The sequence below is a fragment of the Cupriavidus sp. 05T41 genome (assembly GCF_056396525.1).
In genome coordinates this window covers 39,173-54,348 of record NZ_JBFTLQ010000030.1, presented here as the reverse complement: position 1 = coordinate 54,348, position 15,176 = coordinate 39,173, and the positions used below count along the sequence as shown (strand labels likewise).

The window sequence follows — 15,176 nt, the reverse complement described above, 5'->3', positions numbered from 1 at the left end:
ACTCAGCGTCACCAACCTGCGGCCCCGAGCTGCGTGCCCCTGCGGGGTGCCTGTCCCGGGCCGACCATAATTGCTGCGCTACCCGAAGTGCTCAAGCGGGCACATCGCGGCCAGACATGGCGCACCCCTGAACATCAGATGGACCATATCCGCAACTTCTCGATCATCGCTCACATCGACCACGGCAAATCGACCCTGGCCGACCGCATCATCCAACTCTGCGGGGGCCTGTCCGATCGCGAGATGGAAGCRCARGTGCTCGACTCGATGGACATCGAGAAGGAGCGCGGCATTACCATCAAGGCCCAGACSGCSGCGCTGAGCTACAAGGCGCGCGAYGGCMAGGTCTACAACCTGAACCTGATCGACACGCCGGGACACGTCGACTTCAGCTATGAAGTCAGCCGCTCGCTGTCCGCCTGCGAAGGCGCGCTGCTGGTGGTGGACGCCTCGCAGGGCGTGGAAGCGCAGACTGTCGCCAACTGCTACACGGCGATCGAACTCGGCGTGGAAGTGGTGCCGGTGCTCAACAAGATCGACCTGCCGCAGGCCGATCCGGAAAACGCCATCCGCGAGATCGAGGAAGTGATCGGGATCGATGCGCAGGATGCCACGCCGTGCTCGGCCAAGACCGGGGTCGGGGTGGAGGACGTGATCGAGGCCATGATCGCGCGCGTGCCCGCCCCCAAGGGCGACGTGGACGCGCCGCTGCAGGCGCTGATCATCGACTCGTGGTTTGACAACTACGTCGGCGTGGTGATGCTGGTGCGCGTGGTCAACGGCGTCCTCAAGCCCAAGGACAAGGTGCTGCTGATGGCCACTGGCTCGCAGCACCTGGTCGAGCAGGTCGGCGTGTTCTCGCCCAAGTCGCTGCAGCGCGAGTCGCTGACGGCGGGGCAGGTGGGTTTCGTCATCGCCGGCATCAAGGAACTGAAGGCCGCCAAGGTGGGCGATACCATCACCACCATGGCGCGCAAGGCCACCGCGCCGCTGCCGGGCTTCAAGGAAGTCAAGCCGCAGGTGTTCGCCGGCCTGTACCCGGTCGAATCCAACCAGTACGAAGCGCTGCGCGAATCGCTGGAGAAGCTCAAGCTCAACGACGCGTCGCTGCAGTACGAGCCCGAAGTGTCGCAGGCGCTGGGCTTCGGCTTCCGCTGCGGCTTCCTCGGCCTGCTGCACATGGAGATCGTGCAGGAGCGCCTGGAGCGCGAATTCGACATGGACCTGATCACCACCGCGCCGACGGTGGTGTACCAGGTCCAGATGCGCGACGGCACCATGCTGACGGTGGAAAACCCGGCCAAGATGCCGGACCCGAGCCGCATCGAGAACATCCTCGAGCCGATCGTCACGGTCAATCTGTACATGCCGCAGGATTACGTGGGCTCGGTGATCACGCTGTGCACGCAGAAGCGCGGCACGCAGATCAACATGAGCTACCACGGCAAGCAGGTGCAGCTCACGTACGAGATCMCCATGGCGGAAATCGTMATGGACTTCTTCGACCRGCTCAAGTCGGTGTCGCGCGGCTACGCCTCGATGGACTACGAGTTCAAGGAGTACCGTGCCGCCGACGTGGTCAAGGTCGACATCCTGATCAATGGCGACAAGGTCGATGCGCTGTCGGTGATCGTGCACCGGAGCAACTCGCAGTACCGCGGCCGCGAGGTCGTCTCTAAGATGCGCGAGATCATCCCGCGCCAGATGTACGACGTGGCCATCCAGGCCACCATCGGCGCGAACATCATCGCGCGCGAGAACGTCAAGGCGCTGCGCAAGAACGTGCTGGCCAAGTGCTACGGCGGCGATATCTCGCGCAAGAAGAAGCTGCTCGAGAAGCAGAAGGCGGGCAAGAAGCGCATGAAGCAGGTGGGCACGGTGGAGATTCCCCAGGAAGCATTCCTGGCGATCCTGCAGGTGAGCGACAAATAAAAGAAAGCGGCGGGGCCGGTCGGCCCGGCCGTTGGCGAAGCAGACTCTAACAAAACATCACCAAGATCTAGCCGTCATGAATTTTGCACTGATTMTTTTTGTGCTGGTGGTCATCACGGGCGTTGCCTGGATGGCCGACAAGCTGGTGTTCGAGAAGCAGCGGCGGGTGTCCGCCCAGGCCGCGCTGGCCGAGTTCGATGCGCGCAGGACTGACCTGCAGGGCCGCTACGGCGTCGGCGAGATCGATACATCGCGCAGCCGCCTGGCGGAGGAAAAGCTGCGCCAGCCCTGGTGGCTGGAGTATTCGGCGAGCTTCTTCCCGGTGATCCTGGCCGTGTTCGTGCTGCGATCGTTCGTGGTCGAGCCCTTCAAGATCCCGTCCGGCTCGATGATCCCGACCTTGCTGATCGGCGACTTCATCCTGGTCAACAAGTACGACTACGGCATCCGTCTGCCGGTGGTKAACAAGAAGATCATGGCGGTGGGTGAGCCCCAGCGCGGCGACGTKATGGTATTCCGCTACCCGAAGGACCAGTCGCTCGACTACATCAAGCGTGTGATCGGCGTGCCGGGCGACGTGGTGAGCTACCAGAACAAGCGCCTGACCATCAACGGCAAGCCGGCCGAATACAGCGCGCTGCCGGACTACCTCGACGAGGAGCGCTTGTCGTACTCCAAGCACTTCCAGGAGAAACTGCCGGACGGCCCCGTGCACGGTATCCTGAACGACACGGATCGTCCCKCCTTCGTCTCCGGCGCCGATCCGGATTTTCCGTTCCACGAGAACTGCACTTACAATCAGCAGGGGCTGACCTGCAAGGTACCGCAGGGTCACTATTTCGTGATGGGCGACAATCGCGACAACAGCCTGGATTCACGTTACTGGGGCTTCGTGCCCRATCAGAATATCGTCGGCAAGGCGTTCCTGATCTGGATGAACCTCGGCAATATCGGACGCGTGGGATCGTTCAAGTAGCATCCCCGCGGCGCGAATAACCACTCCAGTCAAGCGAGGGAAAGCGCATTATGGGTCGATCGGGTCAGGTAGTTGGTGCAGTCGGGGGGCGGGCGCGCCTGGCGGGGAATGACAGGCGGCGCGGCTTCTCGATGGGCAGCTTGCTCGTCGTTATCCTGGTCGTTGGGGGCGTGGTGATCCCGGCGGTCAGGGCGATACCGAGCCTGCTGGAGTATTTCTCGGTCAAACGCGCGGTCAGTTATGCCAAGCAGCAGGCATCCAACAAGCGCGAAATTGCCGACTATTTCAGTAAGCAGGCGCAGATCGACCGTATTACCGCCGTGCGCAGCGACGATCTGGATATCCACGAGGATGACAACGGCACGATCCGCTCRGTGGGATTTTCCTACCGCAACGAGGTGCCGCTATACGGCCCGCTKAGCCTTTTGATTACCTACTCGGGAACGCAGTACTGACATGAACCTCGACGCCTTACAGCAACGCCTCGGCTACCGCTTCAGCAAGCCAGAATTGCTGCAGCAGGCGCTGACGCACCGCAGCCACAGTGCCTTGCACAACGAACGCCTTGAGTTCCTGGGCGATTCGGTGCTCAACTGCGCCGTGGCCGATATGCTGTACGGCATGTTCAGCAAGCTCGACGAGGGCGATCTGTCCCGCGTGCGGGCCAACCTGGTCAAGCAGCAGGCGCTGTACGAGATCGCGCAGATGCTCCAGCTGTCCGAGGCGCTGCGCCTGGGCGAGGGCGAACTCAAGAGCGGCGGCTTCCGCCGTCCCTCGATCCTTGCCGATGCACTGGAAGCGATCGTCGGTGCCGTGTTCCTCGATGCCGGTTTCGAGGGCGCACGCACCCTGATCCGCAAGTTGTATATCCCGATTCTCGAGCAGGTCGATCCGCGCACGCTGGGCAAGGATGCCAAGACGCTGTTGCAGGAGTACCTGCAAGGCCACAAGATCGCCCTGCCGCAATATAACGTGATCGCCACCCACGGCGCCGCGCATAACCAGCAGTTTGAAGTCGAGTGCACCGTGCCTAAACTGGAAGTGCGGGTGTTCGGTACCGGCGCGTCGCGCCGCGCGGCCGAACAGGCTGCCGCCAAGCTGGCGCTCGACGAGGTGCAGAAGCTCGTGCCCCAGCTGCTCAAGCGCAGCCGGGCCGAGCGCACCGGCAAGACGCGCAAGCAGCCGGTGCCACCCGATCCCCAGTTGTCTCTCAGGTTGAAGGAATGACCGAATCTACCGATCCGCGGCCAGACGCCGCGGGTACCCCAACCGCTGCGTTCCGCTGCGGCACCGTGGCCATTGTCGGGCGTCCCAACGTCGGCAAGTCCACACTGATGAATGCGCTGGTCGGACAGAAGGTCAGCATCACTTCGCGCAAGGCGCAGACCACGCGCCACCGCATCGTCGGCATCCAGACCACGGATGACGCGCAGTACGTCTTCGTCGACACGCCGGGTTTCCAGACGCGGCACGCCAGCGCGCTGAACCGTTMGCTGAACCGTGCGGTGACGTCCACGCTGTCGAGCGTGGACCTGGTGCTGTTMGTGGTCGAGGCTGGCCACTACGGCCCCGATGACGAGAAGGTGCTGTCCCTGCTGCCCAAGAAGGTGCCGGTGCTGCTCATCACCAACAAGCTGGACCGCCTCGGCGCGGACCGGGCTGAGGTGATGATGCCCTTCCTCGAGAAGATGGGGCATCAGTTCCAGTTCACGGAAGTGGTGCCGATGTCGGCCAAGACGCAAGACCACATCGACCGCCTGCTCGCCATCATCCGGCCCTACCTGCCGGAGGGCGAGCCGATGTACGACGCCGATTCCATGACMGATCGCAGCGAGCGCTTCATGGCCTCGGAAATCATCCGCGAGAAGGTGTTCCGCTGGACCGGCGACGAACTGCCGTACACCAGCACGGTCGTCATCGAGAAGTTCGAGACCGAAGGCAGGCTGCGGCGCATCTTCGCCACCATCCTGGTCGAGCGCGATGGCCACAAGGCCATGATCATCGGCAACAAGGGCGCCAAGCTCAAGACCATTTCCACCGAAGCCCGCATCGACATGGAAAAGCTGTTCGACGGCAAGGTCTACCTGGAAATGTTCATCAAGGTGAAGAGCGGCTGGGCCGACAACGAAGCTGGATTGCGCGCCTACGGCTATGAATGACAGAGCGGGCGGGCCTGCACTGAAGGCCCGCCGCGTCGATCCGGTGGCGGAAGAAGCCGCCGAGCTGCTGGGCAGCCAGGCCGTGCCCGGCATGGCGGTGGCCKAGCAGCGCGCCATGATGGACCGCGCGCTGCGCATCGTCCMGGCGCGCACCGAGTTGCGCGTAGCCAACCAGCCGGGCTTCGTACTGCACGCCTGGCCTTACCGCGAAACCAGCCTGATCCTCGACGTGTTCACGCGTGACCACGGGCGCATGGCCATGGTCGCCAAGGGCGCCAAGCGCCCGCATTCGGCGCTGCGCCCGGTGCTCCAGCATTTCCAGCCGATCTCGCTGTCATGGAGCGGGCGCKGCGAGGTCAAGACGCTGACACGCGCTGAGTGGGTCGGYGGCATGCTGCCGCTGGCCAGCGACGCCTTGCTCTCGGGTTTCTATCTCAACGAACTGCTGCTGCGTTTCTGCCCGCGCGAAGACGCCCACGTGGCGCTGTTCCGCCAGTACATGGCCACGCTCACGCGGCTCGCGCACGGCGAGCAGGCCGGCCTGGTGCTGCGCGGCTTCGAGCGCGTGCTGCTGCAGGAGACCGGCTTTGCCGTGGCCTTCGACCAATGCGCGAATTCTGGCGAGGCGGTGGAGCCCGGGCTGGACTACGTGTACCAGCCGGAGCGCGGCGTGCGCCGCGCACAGCCCAGCGATCCGTCGTCCTGGCCGGTGGTTTCCGGGCAGACGCTGCTCGATATGTCGCAGGACGACTACCGCCGGGCGCAGACGGTGACGCAAAGCCGTGCGCTGATGCGCTTCCTGCTGCATTATTATCTGCAAGGCGCGCCGCTGAAGACGCGCCAGATCCTGATCGACCTGCACTATCTCTGAGTCCGTCCGCATGATTTTCCACGCGCATCCCGGCGTCATCGACCTTGGCGTMAACATCGRCMACGTGGCCACGCTGCGCAACGCGCGCGGCACGGTCTATCCCGATCCCATCCAGGCCGCGCTGCAGGCCGAGCAGGCCGGCGCCGACCTGATCACGCTGCACCTGCGCGAAGACCGTCGCCATATCCGCGATGCCGACGTGCACGCGCTGCGCCCGCTACTGGCCACGCGCATGAACCTGGAGTGCGCGATCACCCAGGAGATGCTCGACATCGCCTGCGCGATCCGGCCGCAGGATGTCTGCCTCGTGCCCGAGCGGCGCGAGGAGGTCACCACCGAGGGCGGGCTCGATGTGGCGGGGCGCTTCGAGCAGGTCAAGGCAGCCTGCCGCCAACTGGCCGACGCGGGCATCCGCGTGTCGCTGTTCATCGATGCGCAGGCCGAGCAGATCGAAGCGGCCGCCGCTTGCGGCGCGCCGGTGGTGGAGTTGCACACCGGGCGCTATGCCGATGCGCACACGCCGGCCGAGCAGGCCACGGAACTGCAGCGTGTGGCCGAAGGCGTCGATACCGGCGTGCGGCTTGGCCTGGTGGTCAATGCCGGCCACGGCCTGCACTACACCAACGTGCAGCCGGTCGCCGCCATGCACGGCATCAAGGAACTCAATATCGGCCACGCCATCGTCGCGCATGCGGTCTTCGTCGGCTGGCAGAACGCCGTGCGCGAGATGAAGGCCATCATGGTCGCTGCGCGCCTCGGCACCACCTATCCGCGCCCGGACGCAGCAGCGTGATCTACGGCATCGGCACCGACATCATCCAGATCAACCGCGTGCAAGGCGTGATGGAGCGCACGCGCGGGCGCTTTGCCGAGAAGGTGCTCGGGCCGCAGGAACTGCAGAAATACCATGCGCGCCGCGCGCGTTCGGAGAAGCGCGGCCTCGCCTTCCTGTCCACGCGCTTTGCCGCCAAGGAGGCCTTTTCCAAGGCCATCGGGCTGGGCATGCGCTGGCCGATGACGTGGCGCGCGATGGAGCTGCTGAACCTGCCGTCCGGCGAGCCGTATCCGCACTGCCATGGCGAACTGGATGCCTGGCTGCGGGAACGCGGCGTGACGGTGCGGGTCAGTGTCAGCGACGAACACGAATACGCGGTCGCCTTTGCGATCGCAGAGCTTGGTGGCGCCGGCGCTCCCGGCGCGCTGCCGCTCGCTTCCCAGCCTAGCGAATAATCCCAATGATCAAGAAGATTTCCGGCAAGCGGCCGGGCCCCGTCGTACTCGATGTCAAGGGCAAGCACCTCGATGCCGAAGACACCCGCCGCATCTCCCATCCGCTCACCGGCGGCGTGATCCTGTTCGCGCGCAACTTCGAGTCGCGTGCGCAGCTGCAGGCGCTGACGCATGAGATCCGTGCCGTGCGCGAGGACGTGCTGATCTGCATCGATCACGAAGGCGGCCGCGTGCAGCGCGCCAGGACCGACGGCTTCACGCACCTGCCGGCCATGGGTCGCCTGGGCGAGCTGTGGGACCGCGACGTGCTTGCCGCGACCAAGGCTGCCGTGCATTGCGGCTACGTGCTGGCGGCCGAGTTGCGCGCTTGCGATATCGACCTGAGCTTCACGCCGGTGCTGGACCTGGACTATGGCCGCAGCGCCGTGATCGGCGACCGGGCCTTCCACGCCGATCCGCGCGTGGTGACCATGCTGGCCAACCACCTGACCCACGGCCTGCTGCTCGCCGGCATGGCGAACTGTGGCAAGCATTTCCCCGGCCACGGCTTTGTCGCCGCGGACTCGCACGTGGCGGTGCCGGTGGACGAGCGCAGCCTCGACGAGATCCTCGCGCAGGATGCGCGTCCCTACGAGTGGATGGGCATGACGCTGTCGTCGGTGATGCCGGCGCACGTCATCTATCCGAAGGTCGATCCGAACCCGGCGGGCTTCTCGCGCTACTGGCTGCAGGACGTGCTGCGGACCCAGCTTGGTTTCGAGGGCGTCATCTTCAGCGATGACCTGAGCATGGAGGGCGCCAGCGTTGCGGGCACGGTCACCGAGGCCGCGCGCGCGGCACTCGCTGCCGGTTGCGATATGGTGCTGWTCTGCAATCATCCGGAGCGCGCCGACCAGTTGCTCAACGAACTCGACGTCGATGCCGGCAAGGCGTCGCAGCGCCGTATCCGCAAGCTGTTTGGCCGCCGCAAGCCACTGCCGTGGAACAAGCTGATGCAGGATCCMGACTACGCCGTCGCCGTGCGCGAGCTGAAAGGGCACGGCCTGATCGCGTGACGACCCGCAAGCCGCGGGCGGGTAGCCGCGCTGCGGTGCGGGGAAACAAAAAGGGCAGCCGAGGCTGCCCTTTTTTGCCGTTGCGCTGCCCGCGAGGGCAGCGGCGAACCAGCTGCGCTTAGTTTGCGCGGCTGCGGTATTCGCCGGTACGGGTGTCGATTTCGATCTTGTCGCCGATGTTGCAGAACAGCGGCACTTGCAGCTCGAAGCCGGTGTTGATCTTGGCGCCCTTGAGCACCTTGCCCGACGAGGTGTCGCCCTTGACGGCCGGTTCCGTGTAGATGATCTCGCGCACCAGCGTGGTGGGCATTTCCACCGAGATGGCCTTGTCGTTGTAGAACACCACTTCGACGTTCATGCCGTCTTCGAGGTAGTTCAGCGAGTCGCCCATGCTGTCCTGCTCGACTTCGTACTGGTTGAATTCGGTGTCCATKAACACGTACATCGGGTCGGCGAAGTACGAGTAGGTGCATTCGCGGCGATCCAGCATCACGACTTCGAACTTGTCGTCGGCCTTGAAGACGGACTCGCCCGGGGCTTCGGTCAGCAGATTCTTGTACTTCATCTTGACCACGGCGGAGTTGCGGCCCGACTTGTTGTACTCGGCCTTCTGCACGACCATCGGGTCGGTGCCGATCATGAATACGTTGCCGACGCGGAGTTCYTGTGCGRTYTTCATCTGAACTGTTTTCCTGAAAAAATTGTCTCGGAATTCGGTGTGGCGAAGGCGCGCTGCCAGCGCACGGCGGTGGCCGTGCGCACGCGGCCCGTCCAGTACGCCCAGGTTCCGCTGCCGATGCGGTGGCGGGTGCCACTGTCATCTTCTGCGCGTTCCCCCGTTTTCCGGCCGGTCRCCATCAAATCAACCGATTATTTTACCTGATTTTCGCAGAAGCCCACGAGATTTGCCGCCAGATCGCCGAGGTGCTGCAGGCTGCGCTGCCATTGCTCGGTCGCCTCGCGCAGCACCGGCAAATGCAGGCGAAATGCTGGCCAGTCGAGTGAATCGCCAGGCGCATTCCATGCGCGCCAGAACGCCGCGAACGCCGCTGCCGCCGCCCCGTTGCCGGCACGCTCGAGCCGTTGCGTGAAGAKGTCGAGAAAGGCATTCAGCTTGACCAGGTGCGCCGCGTCTTCCTGCGGGTAGATATGCCAGACCAGCGGTTGGCCCGCCCATTGCGCGCGGACAAAGGAATCCTCGCCGCGCACGAAGTTGACATCGCACAGCCACAGGAGCTCGTCGTAGTGCTCCTGGCGCACAAACGGCACCACGTGGGCCGTCAGGTTGCCGGTGGAAAAGGTGTCGCCCGGCCTGGCACCGGGCGTGCCGAACCAGGCGCTCGCCTGCTCGGCGGCGAGGCCGGCCGGCACCAGGCACTGCACCGGCTCCGCGCCGTCGCGCCACTGCGCCAGCAACGACGGCAGGGCCGCGTTGGGGTAGGCGAACAGGCTGACCTTGAGCGCGCCGTCGATGGGGCGCGTGCCAAGCCGGTGCCACAGCGCGGCCTGGGCGGCAGGCGCGGCGCGCAGATGCTCGCGCTGCGTGCCAAGCATGGACTCGCGCAACAGCCCGCCGGTGCCGGGCTCGAAGCCCGGGAAGAAAAAATACTTCACCAGCGGCAGGCGCGGATGGGGCGAGCTCATGCGATGGTGCTCCCGCACCCATGTCTCGGCGCTCAGGTATTCGAGGTTGATCCAGGCCGGCCTGGGCATGCGCGCAGCCATGGCGCCAAGAAATGTCGCCGGCAGGTCGCATGCGAACGATTCGATCACCGCGTCGTGCGGCACGACGCCGGCGAAGCKCGCGGCGCTGTCCTGCCCGCTCTCCTGGTCGGGCCGCCGCCATGGGCGGATCGTCACGCCGGCCAGTTCCTGCTGTCCGGCGTTCACGTCGAGGCCCGGCGCCAGCCGCGCGAAGCTATGCAGGTCGTCCACCCACAGCCGCACGGCGTGGCCGTGCTCCTGCGCAAGCTGGCGCGCCAGCCGCCAGCAGACACCGATATCGCCGAAGTTGTCGATGACGGTGCAGAAGATGTCCCATGAGCGGACGGTGCGGTCGGGGCGGGTGGTCATGGCGGCGTGAGGCGACAAGGAATTGCTCTAAACTTGCGATTTTAGAGCCTGTCGCGCCGTCGCCTGCCGGCCGTGCGCTGACCGGCCGCTTCCACACGGTCGATTCCCACCCGATGTCCCTGCCGGAACCCGAAATCCAGAATCCAGGCACGCCCGCCCCGGCGGCTGCCGAGCCCGGCCACGCGGCCGCGCCCGAGCCACAGTTCGATCCCAAGGCGGCGATCGCGCAGCTGCCCGGCCTGCCGGKGGTCTATCGCTACTTCGATGCGCAGGGCAATGTGCTCTACGTCGGCAAGGCGCGCGACCTGAAGAAGCGTGTCTCGAGCTACTTCAACAAGAACCTGCCGTCGCCGCGCATCGCCCTGATGGTGGCCAAGATCGTGCGCATCGAGACCACCGTGGTGCGCACCGAGGCCGAGGCGCTGCTGCTGGAAAACAATCTGATCAAGGCACTGGCGCCGCGCTACAACATCCTGTTCCGCGACGACAAATCCTATCCCTTCGTCAAGCTGACCAGCCACCGCTTTCCGCGCATGGCCTACTACCGCGGCGCGACGGATCGCAAGCACCAGTACTTCGGGCCGTTCCCGAGCGCGCATGCGGTGCGCGAGAGCATGCAGATCCTGCAGCGCGTGTTCCAGTTGCGCACCTGCGAGGACACTGTCTTCACCAACCGCACGCGGCCCTGCCTGCTGCACCAGATCCACCGCTGCACCGCGCCCTGCGTCAACGCCATCAGCGAGCAAGACTATGCGCGTGACGTCAGCAATGCGGCGCGCTTCCTGCAGGGCCGCCAGAGCGAGGTGCTGGAAGGCCTGCAGGCCAAGATGGAAGAGCATGCCGGGCGGCTCGAGTTCGAGCAGGCGGCGGCGGTGCGCGACCAGATCGGTGCGCTGTCCACGGTGCTCAAGCGCCAGGCGGTGGAGGAAGTCGGCCAGGCCAGCGATATCGATGTGCTGGCGGTAGCCGTGGAAGGCGGCCGTGCCTGCGTCAACCTGGCGATGGTGCGCGGTGGCCGGCATCTCGGCGACAAGGCCTATTTMCCTGCGCACGTGGAAGAAGGCGCGATGATCGTCGAGGATGAGGACGCCGAGGCCGGTGCCGGCAGCGAGGCAGGCGCCGAGGCCCCCGCAGGCATCGCGGCGGAGCGCATCGCCGCCGAAGTGTTGTCTGCCTTCATGGCCCAGCATTACCTCGACCAGGCCGTGCCGCCGATCCTGGTAGTGAGCCACCTGCCGCCGGACAGGGCGCTGCTGCAGGCCCTGTCGATGCAGGCCGGGCGCAAGGTCACGCTGGTGCGCCAGCCGCAGGGGCAGCGCCGCGCCTGGCTCGAGATGGCGCAGCAGGGCGCCGCCCTGGCGCTGTCGCGCCGGCTTGCCGAGCAGGGCAGCCAGCAAGCCCGCACGCGCGCGCTGGCCGAGACCATCGCTCTCGACATGGAAGACCTGGCGCTGCTGCGCGTGGAGTGCTTCGACATCAGCCATACCGCCGGCGAAGCCACGCAGGCATCCTGCGTGGTGTTCCATCATCACGAGATGCAGAACGCGGAATATCGCCGCTACAACATCCAGGACATCACGCCGGGCGACGACTATGCCGCCATGCGCCAGGTGCTTACGCGCCGCTACCAGAAACTGGTGGAGATGCTGGAGCAGGCGCGCGAGGCCGGTGTCGATGGCGGCCAGGGCGATGCCGCCGGTGCGCTGGTGCCCAGCGTGGTGCTGATCGACGGCGGCAAGGGCCAGGTCGAAGTGGCGCGCCAGGTGTTCGAGGAGCTTGGTCTCGATATCGGCCTGCTGGTCGGCGTTGCCAAGGGCGAGGGCCGCAAGGTCGGGCTGGAGACGCTGGTGTTCGCCGACGGACGGCCGTCGCTGGAACTGGGGCAGGGCAGCGCGGCGCTGATGCTGGTCGCGCAGATACGCGACGAGGCGCACCGCTTCGCCATTACCGGCATGCGCGCGCGCCGCGCCAAGGCGCGCACCACCTCGCGGCTGGAGGAGATCGAAGGCGTCGGGGCGCGTCGCAGGCAGAAGCTGCTGACCCGCTTCGGCGGCTTGCGCGGGGTCATGGCAGCCAGCATCGACGAGATCGCGAGTGTCGACGGCATCTCGCATGCGCTGGCCGAGGAAATCTACCGCCAGCTGCATTGATTCGGACCCGCGCGCGCCGCGCGCGGCGCGAAATGCTCGGCTGGCGTTGAAATAGGCGACAATCGCGGAGTTACCCATCGCCGTTGTCTCGTTTCGAGCCCCCAATGCCGCTGAATATTCCGATCTTGCTGACCTGGCTCCGCGTTGCCATGATTCCTCTMGTGGTGGGGGTGTACTACCTGCCCGAGGCGTGGCTCCCGATGCACGCCAAGAACATGACGGCCGCCGGTTTCTTCATCGTGGCGGCGGTCACCGACTGGCTGGACGGCTTCCTTGCCCGGCGCTGGAACCAGACTTCGTCATTCGGCGCCTTCCTCGACCCGGTGGCCGACAAGCTGATGGTGGCGGCGGCACTGCTCTCGCTGCTGGCGCTGGGCCGCGTCGCCGACCTGATCGCACTGGTGATCATCGGCCGCGAGATCACCATTTCGGCCCTGCGCGAATGGATGGCGCAGATCGGCGCTTCCAAGAGCGTGGCCGTCAATTTCCTCGGCAAGCTCAAGACGACTTTCCAGATGATCGCCATCCCCTTGCTGTTGTTCAATGACAGCCTGCTCGGCATCGTCGACGCCTCGGTGCTCGGTACGTGGATGATCTATGTGGCCGCCGTGCTGACGCTGTGGTCGATGTTCTATTACATGAAGCTCGCCTGGCCGCAGATCCGGGAGCGTAGCCGGCTGGGCGGAGAAGCCACCGCACAAAAATAATGGCTCGGTGAAAAATATGCTTGACGAGGGTGTTCCGGTTTGCAATAATCCTGTTMTCGCTTCTGACGAAACAAACCGAACGAAGCGAAATGCAGCAAGAACGCATCGAGATGGCAGCAATATCGGGTCAGAAGTTGCGTTTTAGCTCAGAAGTCAGCAGGAACATGCGGGAGTAGCTCAGTTGGTAGAGCGCAACCTTGCCAAGGTTGAGGTCGCGAGTTCGAGACTCGTCTCCCGCTCCAGTTTTTGCCAGATTCGATGGTGACGGCCGATGCCGTGTATTATCCGGGTCGACTTTTAGTAGTTATGCGGTATGTAATGCGGGAGTAGCTCAGTTGGTAGAGCGCAACCTTGCCAAGGTTGAGGTCGCGAGTTCGAGACTCGTCTCCCGCTCCAAATCCCAAAGGGAAGCGCCGCTTCCCTTTTTGTTTGTGATKATGGTGCGCAAGGCGCGGCCCCGGCAGGGTCGGGCGATTGCGGCTACAATCCAGCAGCAAGTCACCCGGCGGGGTGGCAGAGTGGTCATGCAGCGGCCTGCAAAGCCGTGTACGCCGGTTCGATTCCGACCCCCGCCTCCAGGATTCAAGCAAAAAGCGCCACCCTAGCCGGTGGCGCTTTTTGCTTTCCGGCGCCGGTGTTGTGCGCAATGCCGGCCATCCTTGCTTGCCATGTCCGCCATGTCCTCCACATCCCCGATATGCATCAGGGCAGGACGCGATTACCAGCGCAAGCCTGTCCCCATGGACCCGGTCTCCACGATCACGTATTGCATGCGTTCCTTGTAAGTGGCCTCCACGCGGTAGTCTGCGGGCGGCAGCTTGAATAGGCAGCGCGGGCCTGTCGCCGGGATGGATGCCAGCACCCTGCCATGCCGGCGCAGTCGTACATCCACGTCCGTCGCGGATACGCCATTCGGGCCCTCGGTAAAGACCACGCCGAGGTTGTACTGCTCCTCCAGGCGCGTCAACTGCTCGTTCTCCTCGCTATCCGAGCCACCGCAGATATAGGTGACACCGCCCACCGTTCGCGGTGTCATCGGTTGCGATCTCGTCGCCATCAATGGCGGGCGTGGCATCGTCGGGGCAGGCGTATCCGCAACGGCGGCCGCAGGCGGTGATTGCGGGGCCTCGGCCTGTGCCTGGGCTGGTTCCGCCGGCGGAAGTGCAGCCCGGGGGATGGCCAGTGGCGGAGCAAACACCTCGGCCGGAGCAGTAATCGATTGCGGCCGCGACGGCGAGGTCTCGGACTGCACGGCTACGGGAGCCACCTCCACCTGTGTTCCCGGTTTGATCGAGGCATCCGCTTGCGCGGTAGCCACGGCTGGCATCTCGGCCGGGGCTTGAGCTTGGGTCTGAGCTTGGGTCTGGGCTTGGGCGCCGAGCGCAAGTCCAAGTGCCAACGCAGTAAGGCTGAAGCGCGCGACGKACACTGGGCGGAGGGTGAGTGAGATCGACATGGCGTTCCTCAGTGGTCGGGTCCAGTAAGACTAAGCAAGCGCCGACGGGCAGGCTATCCACCAGAAGTTTCACGGATTTGTGGCGTGGCGCACCGTACCGGACCTTCGACATGCATGCAGTCAGCCTCATGACTGATGGTGGTGGGCGTATCCGGGTGGATGAAGTCAGGGCGCGGACGCGCCCGATCGTGGTCGCGCCCTCCCGCAAGCGCGGGCGCGGTCCTTGCCGCCGCGGGTGGGGGCAGTCTCGGCCATTCCTGAATCGACCCCTGCCCGGGGCGTCGGGGTCCTGCTGCCGCGGGGTGATCTGTTTTCTATCTTCGTCAAAAAATCGGATTACTCCTATCTTTGTCGTTCAATTTCACTATTTATCCATAAAACCCTTCAGTGCTTTTCTCTCCTTGCCGTAAAGGCAGGAGGAGCCATTCAAAAGACGGCTCACCAAATCCGGAGATGTCGGAAGCGCGCTTTGCAAGCAGAAGTCCTGGGCCTGCGGGAACGGGTGGGGCGGCACGCGCCGCGCCTGCGCACGCTCGCGGGTGTTCCCTTTCATTGTCCATCTGGAGG

At 64.9% G+C, this 15,176-nt stretch carries 15 protein-coding genes and 3 tRNA genes; 14 read left to right on the top strand and 4 right to left on the bottom strand.

Annotated elements, in window-relative coordinates; genetic code table 11:
• Window positions 1-138: 138 nt before the first annotated feature.
• The 9 genes from lepA (at window position 139) to nagZ (ending at window position 8,223) form a co-directional block, all read left to right on the top strand.
• Entirely contained in the window at window positions 139-1,932 is a 1,794-nt protein-coding gene (gene lepA, locus AC1DKV_RS19075) for a translation elongation factor 4 (protein ID WP_477137801.1), read from the top strand.
• A gap of 76 nt (window positions 1,933-2,008) precedes the next feature.
• On the top strand, window positions 2,009-2,908 hold the full coding sequence (gene lepB, locus AC1DKV_RS19070; RefSeq protein WP_477137800.1) for a signal peptidase I: 900 nt from the start codon (window positions 2,009-2,011) through the stop codon (window positions 2,906-2,908).
• A gap of 131 nt (window positions 2,909-3,039) precedes the next feature.
• Window positions 3,040-3,363 carry a DUF4845 domain-containing protein gene (locus AC1DKV_RS19065; RefSeq protein WP_441619413.1) on the top strand — a complete coding sequence of 108 codons (324 nt, stop codon included), beginning with the start codon at window positions 3,040-3,042 and terminating at the stop codon, window positions 3,361-3,363.
• Between the two features lies 1 nt (window position 3,364).
• The gene (gene rnc / locus AC1DKV_RS19060) at window positions 3,365-4,135 is read left to right on the top strand and encodes a ribonuclease III (protein ID WP_020205117.1); all 771 of its coding nucleotides are present in this window, start codon (window positions 3,365-3,367) and stop codon (window positions 4,133-4,135) included.
• The gene (gene era, locus AC1DKV_RS19055; protein ID WP_477137799.1) at window positions 4,132-5,067 is read left to right on the top strand and encodes a GTPase Era; all 936 of its coding nucleotides are present in this window, start codon (window positions 4,132-4,134) and stop codon (window positions 5,065-5,067) included. Before rnc ends, era begins: the two co-directional genes overlap by 4 nt.
• A complete protein-coding gene (gene recO, locus AC1DKV_RS19050; RefSeq protein WP_477137798.1) occupies window positions 5,060-5,938 on the top strand; it encodes a DNA repair protein RecO in 879 nt (292 codons plus the stop codon). The genes era and recO overlap by 8 nt, the downstream gene beginning before the upstream one ends.
• Window positions 5,939-5,948: 10 nt before the next feature.
• Window positions 5,949-6,731: a pyridoxine 5'-phosphate synthase gene (gene pdxJ, locus AC1DKV_RS19045; RefSeq protein ID WP_477137797.1), complete on the top strand. Its 783-nt coding sequence runs from the start codon at window positions 5,949-5,951 to the stop codon at window positions 6,729-6,731.
• Entirely contained in the window at window positions 6,728-7,168 is a 441-nt protein-coding gene (gene acpS / locus AC1DKV_RS19040) for a holo-ACP synthase (protein WP_441619421.1), read from the top strand. Before pdxJ ends, acpS begins: the two co-directional genes overlap by 4 nt.
• Before the next feature lie 5 nt (window positions 7,169-7,173).
• A complete protein-coding gene (gene nagZ, locus AC1DKV_RS19035) occupies window positions 7,174-8,223 on the top strand; it encodes a beta-N-acetylhexosaminidase (RefSeq protein ID WP_477137796.1) in 1,050 nt (349 codons plus the stop codon).
• Window positions 8,224-8,341: 118 nt separating this feature from the next.
• Here the strand turns inward: nagZ and efp are convergent, their stop codons facing one another.
• On the bottom strand, window positions 8,342-8,902 hold the full coding sequence (efp, locus tag AC1DKV_RS19030) for an elongation factor P (protein ID WP_477137795.1): 561 nt from the start codon (window positions 8,900-8,902) through the stop codon (window positions 8,342-8,344).
• A gap of 191 nt (window positions 8,903-9,093) precedes the next feature.
• A complete protein-coding gene (gene earP / locus AC1DKV_RS19025; protein WP_477137794.1) occupies window positions 9,094-10,296 on the bottom strand; it encodes an elongation factor P maturation arginine rhamnosyltransferase EarP in 1,203 nt (400 codons plus the stop codon).
• 113 nt (window positions 10,297-10,409) lie between these two features.
• Here earP and uvrC point away from each other — a divergent pair, with 113 nt between their 5' ends.
• The 5 genes from uvrC to AC1DKV_RS19000 all read left to right on the top strand — a co-directional run bounded on the left by uvrC (window position 10,410) and on the right by AC1DKV_RS19000 (window position 13,731).
• Window positions 10,410-12,446: an excinuclease ABC subunit UvrC gene (gene uvrC, locus AC1DKV_RS19020; RefSeq protein WP_477137793.1), complete on the top strand. Its 2,037-nt coding sequence runs from the start codon at window positions 10,410-10,412 to the stop codon at window positions 12,444-12,446.
• 104 nt (window positions 12,447-12,550) lie between these two features.
• Window positions 12,551-13,153 carry a CDP-diacylglycerol--glycerol-3-phosphate 3-phosphatidyltransferase gene (gene pgsA / locus AC1DKV_RS19015; RefSeq protein WP_441619431.1) on the top strand — a complete coding sequence of 201 codons (603 nt, stop codon included), beginning with the start codon at window positions 12,551-12,553 and terminating at the stop codon, window positions 13,151-13,153.
• Window positions 13,154-13,319: 166 nt separating this feature from the next.
• Window positions 13,320-13,395, top strand: a tRNA-Gly gene (locus AC1DKV_RS19010).
• Between the two features lie 78 nt (window positions 13,396-13,473).
• Window positions 13,474-13,549 (top strand) — tRNA-Gly (locus AC1DKV_RS19005).
• A gap of 108 nt (window positions 13,550-13,657) precedes the next feature.
• Window positions 13,658-13,731, top strand: a tRNA-Cys gene (locus AC1DKV_RS19000).
• Window positions 13,732-13,871: 140 nt separating this feature from the next.
• Here the strand turns inward: AC1DKV_RS19000 and AC1DKV_RS18995 are convergent.
• Together AC1DKV_RS18995 and AC1DKV_RS18990 are read right to left on the bottom strand one after the other, a co-directional pair.
• On the bottom strand, window positions 13,872-14,189 hold the full coding sequence (locus AC1DKV_RS18995; protein WP_441619433.1) for a hypothetical protein: 318 nt from the start codon (window positions 14,187-14,189) through the stop codon (window positions 13,872-13,874).
• A gap of 784 nt (window positions 14,190-14,973) precedes the next feature.
• Window positions 14,974-15,162, bottom strand: a complete 189-nt coding sequence (locus AC1DKV_RS18990; RefSeq protein WP_441619435.1) for a hypothetical protein — start codon at window positions 15,160-15,162, stop codon at window positions 14,974-14,976.
• Window positions 15,163-15,176 lie beyond the last annotated feature (14 nt).